Here is a 15,791-nt window from a genome sequence, read left to right as displayed (position 1 = left end):
ATGAAGAACTGGAGAATGCTGATTCTTGGTGTGGCAATCAGTGCCAACACCGCGTTCGCAGCACCACAAGTCGTTGATAAAGTTGCTGCCGTAGTCAATAACGGCGTGGTTCTTGAGAGTGACGTGGACGGCATGATGAGCACGGTCAAATCTCAGGCCCGGCAGGCCAATCAGCAGCTGCCAGATGATAAAACGTTGCGCCATCAGATTCTGGAACGTCAGATCATGGACAACATCATCCTGCAGATGGGCGAGAAAGCGGGCGTTCAGATCAGCGACGAGCAGCTGGACCAGGCTATTCAGAACATCGCAGCACAGAACCGCATGAGCCTCGATCAGCTGCGCAGCCGTCTGGCCTATGACGGCATGAACTACAGCGTCTATCGTGCGCAGATCCGTAAAGAGATGACGATTGCCGAAGTCCGCAACAACGAAGTGCGTCGTCGCGTGACTATTCTGCCGCAGGAAGTGGATACGCTGGCTGCCCAGATCGGCTCTCAGAACAGCCAGGGCACCGAGCTGAACGTCAGCCACATTCTGCTGCCGCTGCCGGAAAACCCGACGCAGCAGCAGGTTGACGAGCAGGAGACGCTGGCAAAACAGCTGGTGGGCGAACTGAAAAATGGCGCTGACTTCGGCAAGATGGCCGTGACCTATTCCGCCGACTCCCAGGCGCTGAAAGGCGGCAACATGGGCTGGGGCAAAATCGAAGAATTACCGACCCTGTTTGCGCAGGCACTGGCAACGGCTAAAAAAGGCGATATCGTCGGGCCGATCCGTTCCGGTGTGGGCTTCCACATCCTGAAGGTGAACGACCTGCGCGGCGAGAGCAAAAATGTCTCCGTCACCGAAGTGCATTCACGCCACATCCTGCTGAAGCCCTCACCGATCCTCACTGACAGCCAGGCGCGCGCGCAGCTGGAGCAGATCGCGGCCGACATCCGCAGCGGGAAAACCACCTTTGCCGCCGCGGCCAAGCAGTACTCTGACGATCCCGGCTCGGCTAACCAGGGCGGCGATCTCGGCTGGACCTCACCGGAAGTCTTCGATCCGGCGTTCCGCGACGCGCTGCTGCGTCTGCAGAAAGGCCAGGTCAGTCAGCCTGTTCACTCCTCTTTCGGCTGGCATCTGATTCAGCTGCTGGATACCCGTCAGGTCGATAAGACCGATGCGGCCCAGAAAGAGCGCGCATACCGCATGCTGTTCAACCGTAAGTTTGCGGAAGAAGCACAGACCTGGATGCAGGAACAGCGCGCCAGCGCCTACGTGAAGATTCTGGATGGCAATGCGCAGTAATGCCCGTGTGGTGATCACGCCCGGCGAACCCGCCGGGATTGGTCCCGATCTCACCGTTCAGCTGGCCCAGCAGGCGTGGCCGGTTGAGCTGGTGGTGTGCGCCTCACCTGCCCTGCTACAGCAGCGTGCGGCGCAGCTCGGTCTGCCACTGACCCTGCGCCCTTACCAGCCTGGCGTGGCCGCCGCGCCACAGCAGGCGGGGTCGCTGACTATCCTGCCCGTCGAAACCGCCGAACCGGTGACGCCGGGCACGCTCTGCGTCGCCAACAGCGACTATGTGCTGACCACGCTGGCGCGCGCCTGTGACGGCTGCCTGTCCGGGGAATTTGCGGCGCTGATCACCGGCCCGGTCCACAAAGGCGTGATCAACGATGCCGGTATCGCCTTCACCGGCCATACCGAGTTTTTCGCCGATCGCGCAGGCGGACATCGCGTGGTGATGATGCTGGCGACCGAAGCGCTGCGTGTCGCGCTGGCGACGACTCATCTGCCGCTGAAGGATGTCGCCGCAGCGGTCACGCGTGATTGCCTGCATGAGGTAATCACGATCCTGCATCGCGATCTGCAGCAGAAGTTTGCGATCGCCGAGCCACACATCTACGTCTGCGGTCTCAATCCCCACGCGGGTGAAGGCGGCCACATGGGCCGTGAAGAGATCGAGACGATCACACCGGCACTGGATGAACTGCGTCAGCAGGGCATCAGACTGACCGGCCCGCTGCCTGCCGATACGCTGTTCCAGCCTAAATATCTGCAACATGCCGATGCGGTTCTGGCGATGTATCACGACCAGGGCCTGCCGGTACTCAAGTTTCAGGGGTTTGGCCGGGCGGTAAATATTACCCTGGGCCTGCCCTTTATCCGGACCTCCGTTGATCATGGCACCGCGCTTGAACTCGCCGGGCTGGGTCAGGCGGAACCGGGCAGCTTCATCACGGCGCTTAACCTCGCCATCACTATGATCAAGAGCAGTAATGAATAATCGCGTCCATCAGGGGCACTACGCCCGTAAACGTTTCGGGCAGAACTTCCTGAACGATCAGTACATTATCGACAGCATTGTCTCCGCTATTCATCCACAGCGCGATGAAGCGCTGGTTGAGATCGGTCCTGGCCTGGGTGCCCTGACCGAGCCGGTAGGCGAACGCCTCGATAGCTTAACGGTGGTCGAGCTGGACCGCGATCTCGCCGCGCGTCTGCAGACCCATCCGTTCCTTGGCCCGAAACTGACTATCTTCCAGCAGGATGCCATGACCTTCGACTTCGCCGCCCTGGCGCAGGAGCGAGGCCAGCCGCTGCGGGTATTTGGTAACCTGCCCTACAATATTTCGACCCCGCTGATGTTCCACCTTTTCAGCTATACTGGTTCGATCAAAGATATGCACTTCATGCTGCAGAAAGAGGTGGTTAACCGTCTGGTTGCCGGTCCGGGCAGTAAAGCCTATGGGCGCCTGACGGTAATGGCGCAATATTACTGCCAGGTGATCCCGGTGCTGGAAGTGCCGCCGCACGCCTTTACACCGCCACCGAAAGTGGACTCTGCGGTGGTGCGTCTGGTGCCCTTTGCCGAGCCGCCTCATCCGGTCAGCGACGTGCGTATTCTGAGCCGCATCACGACCGAAGCCTTTGGTCAGCGTCGCAAAACGTTGCGAAACAGCCTGAACCACATGGTGACGGCCGGTGCGCTGGAAGAGTTGTCCATCGATCCCGGTCTGCGCGCTGAAAATGTCTCGGTCGCGCAATATTGTCAGCTGGCCAACTGGCTGGCGAATCATCAGGGAAAATCGCAGGAGTAAGTCATGAGTGAAACGGCCCGCGTCTCCGTCCATGTGCAGAGCCAGTACGTCGCCTCCCAGTCCTCGCCGGATGAGGATCGCTACGTCTTCGCCTATACCATCACGATACGCAATCTGGGCCGTTCCGCTGTGCAACTGCTGGGGCGCTACTGGCTGATTACCAACGGTAATGGCCGCGAAACGGAAGTTCAGGGTGAAGGCGTGGTCGGTGAACAGCCGCTTATTGCCGCAGGCAATGAGTTTCAGTACACCAGCGGTGCCGTGATCGAAACCCCGATGGGTACCATGCAGGGGCACTATGTGATGGTCGATGAGCAGGGTGAAACCTTTCACGTCGATATCCCGGTGTTCCGCCTCGCCGTTCAGACCCACATTCACTGATTCACACGCTTTTGCCCGCTAAGCCGGGCACCTTCCCGATGGATAAAACGTTATGAGCACATACCTGATTGGCGACGTTCATGGTTGCTACGACGAATTACGTGCACTGCTGCAACAGGTCGATTTCAACCCTGAGCAGGATACCCTGTGGCTGACCGGCGACCTGGTCGCGCGCGGCCCCGGCTCGCTGGAGGTTCTGCGCTACGTAAAATCGCTGGGCGACGCGGTGCGTCTGGTGCTGGGTAATCACGACCTGCATCTGCTGGCGGTCTACGCCGGGATCAGCCGCAACAAGCCGAAAGATCGCCTGACGCCGCTGCTGGAAGCGGAGGATGCCGACGAGCTGATTAACTGGCTGCGTCGTCAGCCCCTGCTGCAGGTGGATGAAGAGAAGAAACTGGTGATGGGCCATGCCGGTGTCACGCCGCAGTGGGATATCGAAACCGCGAAAAAGTGCGCGCGTGAGGTCGAAGCGGTGCTGGCCAGCGACAGCTATCCGCTGTTCCTGGATGCCATGTATGGCGACATGCCGAATAACTGGAGTGAAGACCTGACCGGCCTGGCCCGTCTGCGCTTCAGCACCAACGCCCTGACCCGGATGCGTTACTGCTTCCCGAATGGTCAGCTGGATATGATCTGCAAAGATGCGCCGGAGTCGGCACTTCCACCGCTGAAGCCCTGGTTTACCCTTGAGGGGCCGGTCGCACGCGACTACACCATCATCTTTGGTCACTGGGCGTCGCTGGAAGGCAAGGGCACGCCTGCGGGGATTATCGGGCTGGATACCGGCTGCTGCTGGGGCGGAACGCTGACCCTGCTGCACTGGGAGACGCAACGCTATGTGGTGCAGCCCTCCAACCGCGAAAAAGCGCTGGCTGCCAGCGACAGCCTGGCGCCGCCTGCACTGTAACGATCAGGCTGGCCGTCAGGCCAGCATATGGTTTCAGGCCCCGATAACACCACCATCTTCGCGGGTGATCATGATCACCGATGAGCGCGGACGCGGGCTGTTGTGCGGGAAATGGGAGTCCCCCTCTTCGCCGGGATGCTGCACGTTGACAAACAGCGTTCTGTAATCGGGCGTGAAGGTAATGCCGGTCAGCTCGCACGATTTCGGGCCGACCATAAAGCGGCGGATCTCGCCGCTGTCGGGATCGCCCACCAGCATCTGATTATTCCCCTGCCCCTGATAATCCTCTTTGTTACTGTATTTGCCGTCGGTCAGGATCCATAAGCGCCCCGCGGCATCAAATCCCAGACCATCCGGGCTGTTGAAGGTGTTCTCAGCGGTGATGTTGGGCGTGCCGCGATAGATCCCCTCAGGGTGCGCGATCGGATTGCCGCACAGCGCATAAATATCCCACTCAAACGTCAGCGCGGTGGCATCGCCCTTCTCATCCCAGCGGATAATCTGGCCGTAGATATTTTTTGGCCGCGGGTTGGCCGCATTGACGGGCATCCCCTCGTTGCCGCGCTTGTTGTTGTTGGTCAGCGTGCAGTAGGCGCGGCCATCGTGCGGATTCACGGCGATCCATTCCGGCCGATCCATACGGGTGGCGTTTACCACATCGGCCGCCGCTCGCGCGTTGATCAGGACGTCAGCCTGACTGCTGAAGCCCTTCTCTGCGGTGAGGCCATTTTCGCCCCACTTCAGCGCCAGCCAGCGCCCGGTGCCTTTAAGCGGCGTGCCCTGCGCGTCACCATTGAACTGCGCCACATAGAGCGTGCCCTTGTCCAGCAGCCCATGATTCGCTTTCGCATCATCCGGGTTAACCCGATCGTCGGAGACATATTTATAGATATACTCGCCGCGCTCATCATCCCCCATGTACACCACCAGCTGACCGTTTTTCGCGACCGTGACCGCCGCATTCTCATGTTTGAAGCGACCCAGCGCGGTGCGTTTGACCGGCACGGAGTGAGGGTCAAAGGGATCGATTTCCACTATCCAGCCGTGGCGGTTAAATTCGTTGGGGTTTTTCGCGACATCAAAGCGGGGATCAAAGTCGGCCCAGTTCCGTTCCGGCTCGGCGGCATTCAGGGTATAGCGCTTCTGCTGCGGGGTTGGCGTGAAGTCCGCCTGTCGGGTGCCAAAATAGGTGTCGTAGTTCTCTTCACAGGTCAGGTAGGTGCCCCACGGCGTTTTACCGTTGGCGCAGTTACCAAAGGTGCCGAGGACGTTCATGCCTTCGGGATCGGCTGCGGTCTGCAATGCGTTGTCACCGGCGGCAGGGCCGGAAAAGCGCATCGGGGTGTTCGCGGTAATGCGGCGGTTGTAGTCAGACGGACGCACCACCTGCCAGCGGTTATCCTCGCCCCGTTTCACTTCCACCACGGAAATACCGTGCGCCGCCTGTGACTTTTTCACGTCTTCCAGGCTGGTCGCTTTGCTGCCTCCGTGGGCAAACAGCGTTGGCTCGTTAACATATTCATTATTGATCGCCATTACGCCGCGATGATCGTCGATGGCAAAGAAGCTCATCCCGTCATTGTTGTCACCGAACTGCTTTTCCTGATCCGCCGCGCTGTTGTTGCCGTGCGGATCAAACGCCGCAGCCCCGTTCACCAGCGGATCGCCCCAGGAGATCAGCACCTCGGCGCGGTAGCCGGGCGCAACCACCACCTCGTCGGCGGTCGAGGCGGCAATCGCCTGAAAGCCCAGCAGCGCACTGCCCGCCGGTTTCTCTGCGGCCCGCGCGCCGGATGAGAGCGTCAGGCCGCCGCTGAGAAAGCCGGTCAGGCCGAGCGCACCGGAACCGGCAAGAAATTTACGACGCAGTGGATCAGGCAGGCGGTCAGTGCTTAATGCGGATAATTCGATTTTCATTGGTGATTGCTTCCTTTGTCACGGTCCCAGAAAAGAAGCAATGCTAATGAATAATGATGACAACCAGGTTACAGCCGGGTGGAGGCGGGATTAGCGACGACGGTCGAGGATCTCGAAGCAGTAGCTGTGGGAGTTCTGCTCGTCAGCGTCGTGAAATTCGCTGAACGTGGATTGCCACTCGTCCGGCTCGTAATCCGGGAACTGGGTATCCCCTTCAACTTCTGCGTCGATGTGCGTCAGGTAGAGACGATCGGCACGCGCCAGCATCTGTTCGTAGACGCGCCCACCGCCAATCACCATGATCTCTTCTGCATCACCGGCGGCCTGAACAGCCTCATCCAGCGATGTCACCCAGGTGACGCCTTCCGCGCTGCCGGGCTGGCTGCTGACCACAATATTCAGGCGACCAGGCAGAGGACGACCAATCGATTCAAAGGTCAGTCGGCCCATAATCACCGGTTTCTTCAGCGTATTACGTTTGAACCACGCCAGATCTGCAGGCAGGTCCCACGGCATGGCGTTCTCCATTCCAATAATGCGATCTGCTGCTAATGCCGCGATAAGACTAATCATGTTAACCACTCACTGAAAAAAATTGGCGCCATGATACGTAAAGGTGAAAGTTTCGTCGATAGGGGGATCGGTCTATTTGCGTAAAGCTTTCTATGACGCCGTTTTTCACGGCCTGTGCAGCGTTTTTCACCGCGTAATCGCGTTAGTTTGCTGCAGCTCGCCAGCCAGCGGCCTCAGGCTGGCACAAACAGGGGGCGCAAAAGAAAACGGCTCCCGCAGGAGCCGTCAGGATGATCAGAAGTCGTAGCGCAGACGCACCAGGTTCATGTCACCCAGGTTATCGGTGCTGGAGGTAAAGACATGTTCGTAATCGACACGGAAACCGTAGTCGAGGAACAGCGTCACACCCAGACCGTTGTCGATACGCTGGTAGTCACGGCCGTTCGCATACTCGATGCGATCGCCCATCACGTAAGGCTGAACCGCTTTCAGGCCATACTGCGCGACCGGAATTTTGTAGCCAGCGAAATATTCCAGGCCCCACGCATCGCCCGCAAAGTAGTCATGCACATCTTTGCGTCTGGTGGTCATGAAGTTCTGATACCAGCCACCGCCGGCAGAGAGCGTCCAGTTACCCGGTGTCCAGCTCAGCGCAGTACCGAAGATGTTCTGGTCGTAGGTTTTGCTGTCGCCATTGTTCGGGTTACGCATCGCCGCACGGGTGTAGTTCCACGCGGTGCCCCAGCTCAGATCGTCGGTGATGTGGTAGTCCACACCCAGCGAGCCGCCGCCTTTACGCTTGTAACGCAGGCCATTGCCCGGCAGGAACTCATTGTCGTCAAACAGGTAAGAGGCGAAGAGATCCACATCGCCGAAGCTGTTTTTATATTTCAGCTGCTTGCGTGAACGGTAAGAGCCGTCGTAGTCGCCGTTGATCCCGTTGCCCGGTGCCTGGCCGATCATGTCGTAATCCCAGATATCGGTTTTGGCGCCCACGGTGTCGTAATAGACGCTGTTCTGCTGGCCAAAGGTCAGCTGGCCCCAGGTTTTGCTTTTCAGGCCGGTATAAAGCTGGCGGCGGGTGGTGTTATTCGCCCCGTCGGCATAGTGACCGTCCCAGCTGAACAGGGCCGGGACGTTAACGCCCAGTTCGTAGTAGCTGACCCAGCTGACGTCATCGAACAGGTAGTAGTCCGCGCCGAAGCGGAAACGGGTGCCGCCGTCAAAACCGTCGCGCTTATAGGATTTGTCATTCACGCCGGTCTGATGGTTGACCTGAGCACGAATGCTGCCGCCAAACGTAAAGTTAAGGCGGCTGAGCGGATCGCCCGCCTGTGGATCCTGCTTCAGCAGGGTGATTTCCGCCTGGCTGGCGAAAGGAAGAACAGCCATCAGTGCAGCCACTGCACTCAGAGAAAAAGTACGCATTTTCATTTTTTATTAGTGTCCTGATACGCTCTGGTGATGAGCGGCAGGCATAGTACTGGCGAAAAATCCCTGCAGAAAGCGTTTCTTTTATAAATCTGTGCGAACCCGCGCGTTCCGCACCTATAGCTAAAAAAATAAGTCAAATCAGTAACTTTAACGCAAACTCTTTGCTTTTCGTGGACCTGACTTTAAGAATATCGCCAGAAAAAGGGCAAAAAAAACGGCTCCCGCAGGAGCCGCTTTTACATTACATCGCCTTTATCTGCGCATGCATCTCCTGAACGGAGATAACCTGCTCCGTCGGGTCAGCATTCAGCGCCATCGCGGTGGCAAAGCCGCCGTTCAGCGTGGTGTCGTAATGCACTTTGTACTGCAGCGCGCTGCGGCGGATAAGCTTCGAATCTTCAATCGCCTGGCGGCCTGCCGTGGTATTGACGATGTAGCTGTATTCGCCGTTCTTCAGGCGATCCTGGATATGCGGACGGCCTTCATGCACCTTGTTGACCAGGCGCGGGTTGATGCCCGCTTCGCCCAGCACCACCGCCGTGCCGTGCGTCGCATCCAGTTCGAAACCAAACTTCTGCAGCTTAGCGGCCAGGTCAACAATCCGTTTCTTGTCGCCTTCGCGCACCGACAGCAGCGCACGGCCCGACTTCTTCATGTTGCTCTGGGCACCCAGCATCGCTTTGGAGAACGCCTCAGCGAACGTGCGGCCCACCCCCATAACTTCGCCGGTCGAACGCATTTCCGGGCCAAGAATCGGGTCAACGCCCTGGAACTTGTTGAACGGCAGCACCACTTCTTTGACGGAGTAGTACGGCGGGATCACCTCTTCGGTAACGCCCTGCTCGGCCAGAGTTTTACCGGCCATCACGCGTGCCGCCACTTTCGCCAGCGGTACGCCGGTCGCTTTAGAGACGAACGGTACGGTACGCGCTGCGCGTGGGTTCACTTCGATCAGGTAGACTTCATTCTCTTTCACCGCGAACTGCACATTCATCAGGCCGCGCACGTTCAGCTCAAACGCCAGTCTCTCGACCTGCTGACGCATCACGTTCTGAATCTCCTGATTCAGGGTGTAGGCCGGCAGTGAACAGGCGGAGTCACCGGAGTGCACGCCAGCCTGCTCGATATGTTCCATGATGCCGCCAATCAGCACCCGCTCACCGTCGCAGATCGCATCCACGTCCACTTCGACCGCATCATCCAGGAAGCGGTCCAGCAGAACCGGCGCATCGTTGGAGACCGATACCGCCGTCTGGAAGTAGCGTTTAAGGTCAAGCTCGTCGTAGACAATCTCCATGGCACGGCCGCCCAGTACATAAGAAGGACGCACCACCAGCGGGTAGCCCAGGCCAGCGGCCTTCTCAACGGCCTGCTCCAGCGTGGTGACGGTGGCGTTAGCCGGCTGCTTCAGGCTCAGACGATCGACTGCCTGCTGGAAACGCTCACGGTCTTCCGCGCGGTCAATCGAATCCGGGCTGGTGCCGATAACCGGTACGCCTGCCGCTTCCAGCGCACGCGCCAGTTTCAGCGGCGTCTGTCCACCATACTGCACGATCACGCCTTTTGGCTGCTCGATGCGCACGATTTCCAGCACATCTTCCAGCGTAACCGGCTCGAAGTAGAGGCGATCGGAGGTGTCGTAATCGGTCGAGACCGTTTCCGGGTTACAGTTGACCATGATGGTCTGATAGCCATCTTCACGCAGTGCCAGGGCAGCGTGAACGCAGCAGTAGTCAAACTCGATACCCTGGCCGATACGGTTCGGTCCGCCGCCCAGAATCATGATCTTTTCGCGATCCTGGCTCGGATTGGCCTCGCACTCCTCTTCATAGGTGGAGTACATGTAGGCCGTGTCTGTCGCGAACTCGGCGGCGCAGGTGTCCACGCGCTTGTAGACCGGGTGCAGGTTAAACTGCTGACGCAGCTTGCGTATTTCGCTTTCAGCCACACCGGCCAGCGTGGCCAGACGCGCATCCGCAAAGCCTTTGCGTTTCAGCGCGCGCAGGAAGGTCGCATCCAGGCTGTTAACGCCTTCACGCGCGACCTGATCTTCCAGCCGCACCAGCTCTTCGATCTGCACCAGGAACCAGCGGTCAATATTGGTCAGGTTGAAGACGCCGTCCACTGACATGCCCGCCCGGAACGCATCCGCGATGTACCAGATACGGTCGGAACCGGCATCTTTCAGCTCGCGGCGGATGCGGGTTAACGCTTCCGGATCGTCGAGGTGAACTTTCGGGTCGAAGCCGTTCGCGCCGACTTCCAGGCCGCGCAGCGCTTTCTGCATCGACTCCTGGAATGTACGACCAATCGCCATGACTTCACCGACCGACTTCATCTGGGTGGTCAGACGATCGTTCGCACCAGCGAATTTTTCGAAGTTGAAACGGGGGATCTTGGTGACCACATAGTCGATGGACGGTTCGAACGACGCCGGGGTTAATCCGCCGGTGATATCATTCATCAGCTCATCAAGGGTGTAACCCACCGCCAGTTTGGCGGCCACTTTTGCAATCGGGAAGCCGGTCGCCTTGGAAGCCAGCGCCGAGGAGCGTGAAACACGCGGGTTCATCTCAATGACAATCAGACGGCCATCTTTCGGGTTTACCGAGAACTGAACGTTGGAACCGCCGGTTTCCACACCGATTTCACGCAGTACCGCCAGCGAGGCGTTACGCATGATCTGATACTCTTTGTCAGTCAGCGTCTGGGCAGGCGCGACCGTGATGGAGTCACCGGTGTGGATCCCCATGGCGTCGAAGTTTTCAATGGAGCAGACGATGATGCAGTTGTCGTTTTTATCACGTACCACTTCCATCTCATACTCTTTCCAGCCAATCAGCGACTCATCGATCAGCAGCTCATTGGTCGGGGAGAGGTCGAGGCCGCGTTCGCAGATCTCTTCGAACTCTTCACGGTTATAGGCGATGCCGCCACCGGTGCCGCCCATGGTAAAGGAGGGACGGATAATGCAGGGGAAGCCCACATCTTCGGCCACGGCCAGCGCCTCTTCCATGGTATGGGCAATACCGGAACGCGCAGTGTCCAGACCGATGCTCTTCATCGCTACATCGAAGCGGCGACGATCTTCCGCTTTGTCGATCGCATCAGCGGTCGCACCGATCATGGTGACGCCAAACTCTTCCAGCACGCCGTGACGTTCCAGCTCCAGCGCACAGTTCAGCGCGGTCTGGCCGCCCATGGTTGGCAGAACGGCATCCGGGCGCTCTTTTTCGATGATCTTACGCACCACTTCCCAGTTGATCGGCTCGATATAGGTTGCATCGGCCATTTCCGGGTCGGTCATGATGGTCGCCGGGTTAGAGTTAACCAGAATAACGCGATAACCCTCTTCACGCAGCGCCTTACACGCCTGCGCACCGGAGTAGTCGAATTCGCAGGCCTGTCCAATCACAATCGGACCGGCCCCAAGAATCAGGATGGATTTCAGGTCTGTACGTTTTGGCATGAATTAGCTCCTGATTACTTCGCTTGCAGACGAAATGCGTCAATCAATTCGATAAAGTGGTCAAACAGCGGCGCTGCATCACCCGGTCCCGGGCTGGCTTCCGGGTGTCCCTGGAAGCTGAAAGCAGGCTTGTCGGTGCGGTGAATGCCCTGCACGGTCTTATCAAACAACGAAATGTGGGTCACACGCAGATTCGCGGGCAGATCCTTCTCATCAACCGCAAAACCGTGGTTCTGGGCGGTGATCATCACGCGGTTGCTGTCGAGATCTTTCACCGGATGGTTGCCGCCGTGATGGCCGAGCTTCATCTTCACGGTTTTTGCACCGCTGGCCAGCGCCAGCAGCTGATGACCCAGGCAGATACCGAACACCGGAATCTCTGTTTTCAGGAACGACTGAATGGCGCTGATCGCATAGTCACACGGCTCCGGGTCGCCCGGACCGTTGGAGAGGAAAATGCCATCCGGGTTCAGCTTCAGCACCTCTTCCGCAGGCGTCTGCGCCGGAACGACCGTCAGGCGACAGCCACGATCGACCAGCATGCGCAGAATATTGCGCTTGGCGCCATAATCGTACGCCACAACATGATAAGGCAGCGACTCTGCCGATGACTGCTCTGGCAGACCGGCTTTCAGCGTCCAGCTGCCCTGCTGCCAGCTGTACGTCTCGGTGGTGCAGACCTCTTTCGCCAGATCCATCCCTTTCAGGCCGGGGAACGCCTGGGCTTTCTGCAGCGCCAGTGCCGCATCCGGCGCGTCGCCAGCAATGATGCAACCGTTCTGCGCCCCTTTCTCACGCAGCAGACGTGTCAGCTTGCGGGTATCGATATCGGCGATGGCCACGATGTTATTGCGCTGCAGATAAGCGGATAAGCTCTCTTCACTGCGGAAGTTGCTGGCAATCAGCGGCAGGTCACGGATGACCAGGCCCTGCGCATGAATCTGGCTGGATTCTTCATCGGCGGCGTTGGCACCGACATTACCGATATGGGGATAAGTGAGAGTAACGATTTGGCGGGAATAGGAAGGATCAGTGAGGATTTCTTGATAACCGGTCATTGAGGTATTGAAAACGACTTCCCCCACTGCCGACCCCGTTGCCCCGATGGCCCGACCGTGGAATTGGGTTCCGTCTTCCAGAACCAGGATTGCTGACTTAATCAAAACATCCTCCAGGGAATAAACAGTCATAATATCTGCATATTAATTCAAAATAGCCGGTTGAATCAATGCAAAAACCGCCTGAATTGTCGATTTTTGGCAAATTGCGCGCATTCTAATGATCCCCCTGGGCATTGTCTACCCTGAGGCCACTTTTTTTCATCTTTATCCGGCTTATGGAGGAAATACGCGATATAAAGGACAAAAAGATGAGGAAACCCATTGAAATAATCGTTTGCCACGCCGCCTAAAAGCGAAACAGGCGACAGGGAGACTATTTTTTTGACCAAATGGTCAAAATTAGCATTCGGGAAGATAAAAAATCAGAGAAAAGAGAACAAAAAAAACGTTACAGGCGAAAAATAGGGAATAACAGAGATAAATGATAAAATTAAGGGCAATGAAAACATTGCCCCTTCTCAATCAATGAATTAACGATTGAAATAACCACATCACGATGGTTCACAACACACATCAGACAGATAAACCAAGGACATCCCGCATATCAAAAAGACCATTTTCTTTCCCTTTCAGCCACACAGCCGACTTAACGGCGCCTTTTGCAAAGGTCATGCGGCTTGAGGCCTTGTGGGTTATCTCTATCCGCTCGCCAATATCGGCAAACATGGCGGTATGCTCACCGACGATGTCGCCCGCACGCACGGTAGCGAAGCCGATAGTCTGCGGCTGACGTTCGCCGGTATGGCCTTCACGGGCATAGACCGCATGTTCATCCAGCTTCCACTGCATCGCATCGGCGATCGCCTCGCCCATTGCCAGCGCGGTGCCAGACGGCGCATCCACTTTGTGGCGATGGTGCGCTTCGACGATCTCAATATCCGCGTACTCCCCCATGACTTTTGCAGCCTGCTCCAGCAGCTTCAGCACCAGGTTAACCCCGACGCTGAAGTTCGCGGCGAACACGATGGCGATCTCTTCAGCCGCCGCACGAATCGCGGCTTTGCCGGCGTCATCAAAACCGGTGGTGCCAATTACCATCGCTTTGCCGTGCTCACGGCAGATCGCCATATACTCCAGCGTTCCTTCCGGACGGGTAAAGTCGATCAGCACATCAAAGTCGTTGATCACCGCGCGTAAATCATCGGCGATCAGGATGCCGTTTCTGCCGATACCGGCTAGTTCACCGGCGTCGCTGCCGGTCAGCGATGAACCGGGACGAACCAGAGCGGCCCCCAGCACCACGCCTTCTGCCTGCTGCGTCGCTTCAATCAGATTACGGCCCATACGGCCCGGTGCGCCCACCACAGCAATGCGGATAGTGTTCATATTTATTCATTCCTAAAACAAAACTATGCATCCAAAGCGTTATCAGGTTAACGATGAGTTAACCGTCACGCCACTATTAATCCGTGATAATAAGAATTTTATGCCAGCCGACGCTGATTATCAGTAAAAGCAATTACCACCGCCAGTTCCGGCCCGGAGACCAGGTTGAAAAACAGAAAAGGCCGAACAGAGTCGGCCTTTTTTATCAGAGATTTCCGGGAGTTACTGGACGTTTCGCACCTCGACGCGCAGCTCTTTCGGCACTTCGAAGACGATGTTCTCTTCGCGGCCAATCAGTTCAATCGCGGCTTCACCCCCCAGCTCACGCAGCCGCTGGATAACCTGCTGCACCAGAATATCGGGGGCAGACGCGCCCGCCGTCACACCAATGCAGCCGACGCCTTTTACCCACTCTTCCTGAATATCATCCGCAGAGTCGATCAGCTTCGCCAGTTTACCGGCACGCTGCGCCAGCTCCGCCAGACGGTTTGAGTTAGAGGAGTTCTTCGACCCCACCACCAGCACCACGTCAGCATCCTGTGCCAGCGTCCGCACCGCTTCCTGCCGATTAGTGGTGGCGTAGCAGATATCATCTTTGCGCGGCCCGACGATTGCCGGGAAACGCTGACGCAGGGCATCAATGATGTCTGAGGTATCATCCACCGACAGCGTCGTCTGCGTCATAAAGCTCAGATTATTTTCATCTTTAACCGTCAGCCTGAAGACATCTTCCGGTGACTCGACCAGATACATGCCGCCGTTGGGGTTGTTGTACTGCCCCATGGTGCCTTCGACTTCCGGGTGGCCCGCGTGGCCGATCAGGATCGCCTCAACGCCTTTACGGCTGGCGCGGGCAACTTCCATATGCACCTTCGTCACCAGCGGACAGGTGGCGTCGAACAGCATCGTCAGGTTGCGTGCTTTCGCTTCCGCACGCACCGCCTGCGACACGCCGTGCGCAGAGAAGATCAGGATCGCCTCATCCGGCACTTCGCTGATCTCTTCGATGAAGATGGCGCCACGTTCGCGCAGGCTGTTCACCACGTAGCGGTTATGCACCACTTCATGACGGACGTAGATCGGTGCGCCATACATCTCCAGCGCGCGCTCAACAATGCTGATGGCGCGATCGACGCCCGCGCAGAAACCGCGCGGATTAGCTAACAGGATTTGCATCGTTGGCCTCCAGTACCGGATCGATCTCCAGCACCTCTACATCAAACTGAATACGATGACCCGCCAGCGGATGGTTGAAGTCTACAGTAATGGAATCACCGGAGACTTCGCGGATCACGCCGGGCATTTCACTGCCGCCCATGCCGCTGAACAGCATGATGGCACCCACTTCCGGTTCCCCTGCATCGATAAAGTCGCGACGCGAAAAATACTGGATCAGGTCAGGACTGACGCCGCCAAAGGCCTCTTCCGGTGCCAGGGTGAACTGCTTTGTGTCACCTGCTTTCAGCCCCAGCAGTGCCTGCTCAAGTGCCGCAGAGAGGCTGCCATCACCGAGACGGAACAGCGCGGGCTTACCGTTTGCACGGGTCGATTCCGCCGTCGAGCCATCTTCCAGCTTCAGCGTAAAATGCACCAACACCGCGCTTTCACGCTGTACGCACTCAGTCATC

At 57.7% G+C, this 15,791-nt stretch carries 13 protein-coding genes; 5 read left to right on the top strand and 8 right to left on the bottom strand.

The genetic code is table 11. The annotated features are described in order from the left end of the window. From surA to apaH, 5 genes are read left to right on the top strand one after another with little or no spacing between them, the layout of a single operon-like run. Window positions 1–1,296, top strand: coding sequence for a peptidylprolyl isomerase SurA (gene surA, locus ACNY69_RS16340; RefSeq protein ID WP_111139380.1), 1,296 nt, complete (start codon window positions 1–3; stop codon window positions 1,294–1,296). Next, a complete protein-coding gene (gene pdxA / locus ACNY69_RS16335; protein ID WP_367396072.1) occupies window positions 1,286–2,278 on the top strand; it encodes a 4-hydroxythreonine-4-phosphate dehydrogenase PdxA in 993 nt (330 codons plus the stop codon). Before surA ends, pdxA begins: the two co-directional genes overlap by 11 nt. Continuing rightward, window positions 2,271–3,092, top strand: coding sequence for a 16S rRNA (adenine(1518)-N(6)/adenine(1519)-N(6))-dimethyltransferase RsmA (gene rsmA, locus ACNY69_RS16330; protein WP_111139379.1), 822 nt, complete (start codon window positions 2,271–2,273; stop codon window positions 3,090–3,092). Before pdxA ends, rsmA begins: the two co-directional genes overlap by 8 nt. Window positions 3,093–3,095: 3 nt before the next feature. Next, window positions 3,096–3,473, top strand: coding sequence for a Co2+/Mg2+ efflux protein ApaG (apaG, locus tag ACNY69_RS16325; protein ID WP_111139378.1), 378 nt, complete (start codon window positions 3,096–3,098; stop codon window positions 3,471–3,473). Window positions 3,474–3,525: 52 nt separating this feature from the next. Continuing rightward, window positions 3,526–4,383, top strand: coding sequence for a bis(5'-nucleosyl)-tetraphosphatase (symmetrical) ApaH (gene apaH, locus ACNY69_RS16320; RefSeq protein ID WP_111139377.1), 858 nt, complete (start codon window positions 3,526–3,528; stop codon window positions 4,381–4,383). 33 nt (window positions 4,384–4,416) lie between these two features. Here the strand turns inward: apaH and ACNY69_RS16315 are convergent, their stop codons facing one another. From ACNY69_RS16315 to fkpB, 8 genes are all read right to left on the bottom strand, one after another. Further along, window positions 4,417–6,300 carry a PhoX family protein gene (locus tag ACNY69_RS16315; RefSeq protein WP_367396070.1) on the bottom strand — a complete coding sequence of 628 codons (1,884 nt, stop codon included), beginning with the start codon at window positions 6,298–6,300 and terminating at the stop codon, window positions 4,417–4,419. Window positions 6,301–6,390: 90 nt separating this feature from the next. After that, window positions 6,391–6,873 carry a type 3 dihydrofolate reductase gene (folA, locus tag ACNY69_RS16310; protein WP_111139375.1) on the bottom strand — a complete coding sequence of 161 codons (483 nt, stop codon included), beginning with the start codon at window positions 6,871–6,873 and terminating at the stop codon, window positions 6,391–6,393. A 234-nt stretch (window positions 6,874–7,107) separates the two neighbouring features. Further along, window positions 7,108–8,241 carry a porin gene (locus ACNY69_RS16305; RefSeq protein ID WP_418799279.1) on the bottom strand — a complete coding sequence of 378 codons (1,134 nt, stop codon included), beginning with the start codon at window positions 8,239–8,241 and terminating at the stop codon, window positions 7,108–7,110. A 247-nt stretch (window positions 8,242–8,488) separates the two neighbouring features. After that, window positions 8,489–11,716, bottom strand: a complete 3,228-nt coding sequence (gene carB, locus ACNY69_RS16300; protein WP_111139373.1) for a carbamoyl-phosphate synthase large subunit — start codon at window positions 11,714–11,716, stop codon at window positions 8,489–8,491. 14 nt (window positions 11,717–11,730) lie between these two features. Continuing rightward, window positions 11,731–12,879 carry a glutamine-hydrolyzing carbamoyl-phosphate synthase small subunit gene (carA, locus tag ACNY69_RS16295; protein WP_111139372.1) on the bottom strand — a complete coding sequence of 383 codons (1,149 nt, stop codon included), beginning with the start codon at window positions 12,877–12,879 and terminating at the stop codon, window positions 11,731–11,733. A gap of 471 nt (window positions 12,880–13,350) precedes the next feature. Then, window positions 13,351–14,163, bottom strand: coding sequence for a 4-hydroxy-tetrahydrodipicolinate reductase (gene dapB / locus ACNY69_RS16290; RefSeq protein WP_111139371.1), 813 nt, complete (start codon window positions 14,161–14,163; stop codon window positions 13,351–13,353). 222 nt (window positions 14,164–14,385) lie between these two features. After that, window positions 14,386–15,339 carry a 4-hydroxy-3-methylbut-2-enyl diphosphate reductase gene (gene ispH, locus ACNY69_RS16285; protein ID WP_111139370.1) on the bottom strand — a complete coding sequence of 318 codons (954 nt, stop codon included), beginning with the start codon at window positions 15,337–15,339 and terminating at the stop codon, window positions 14,386–14,388. Next, window positions 15,320–15,790, bottom strand: coding sequence for an FKBP-type peptidyl-prolyl cis-trans isomerase (gene fkpB, locus ACNY69_RS16280; protein WP_111139430.1), 471 nt, complete (start codon window positions 15,788–15,790; stop codon window positions 15,320–15,322). Before fkpB ends, ispH begins: the two co-directional genes overlap by 20 nt. Window position 15,791: the final 1 nt, after the last annotated feature.

It is taken from the genome of Pantoea graminicola, assembly GCF_048452665.1.
Lineage (GTDB): Bacteria > Pseudomonadota > Gammaproteobacteria > Enterobacterales > Enterobacteriaceae > Pantoea.
Note: the sequence above shows the minus strand (reverse complement) of the source record. Positions and strands in the feature narration are given on the sequence as shown.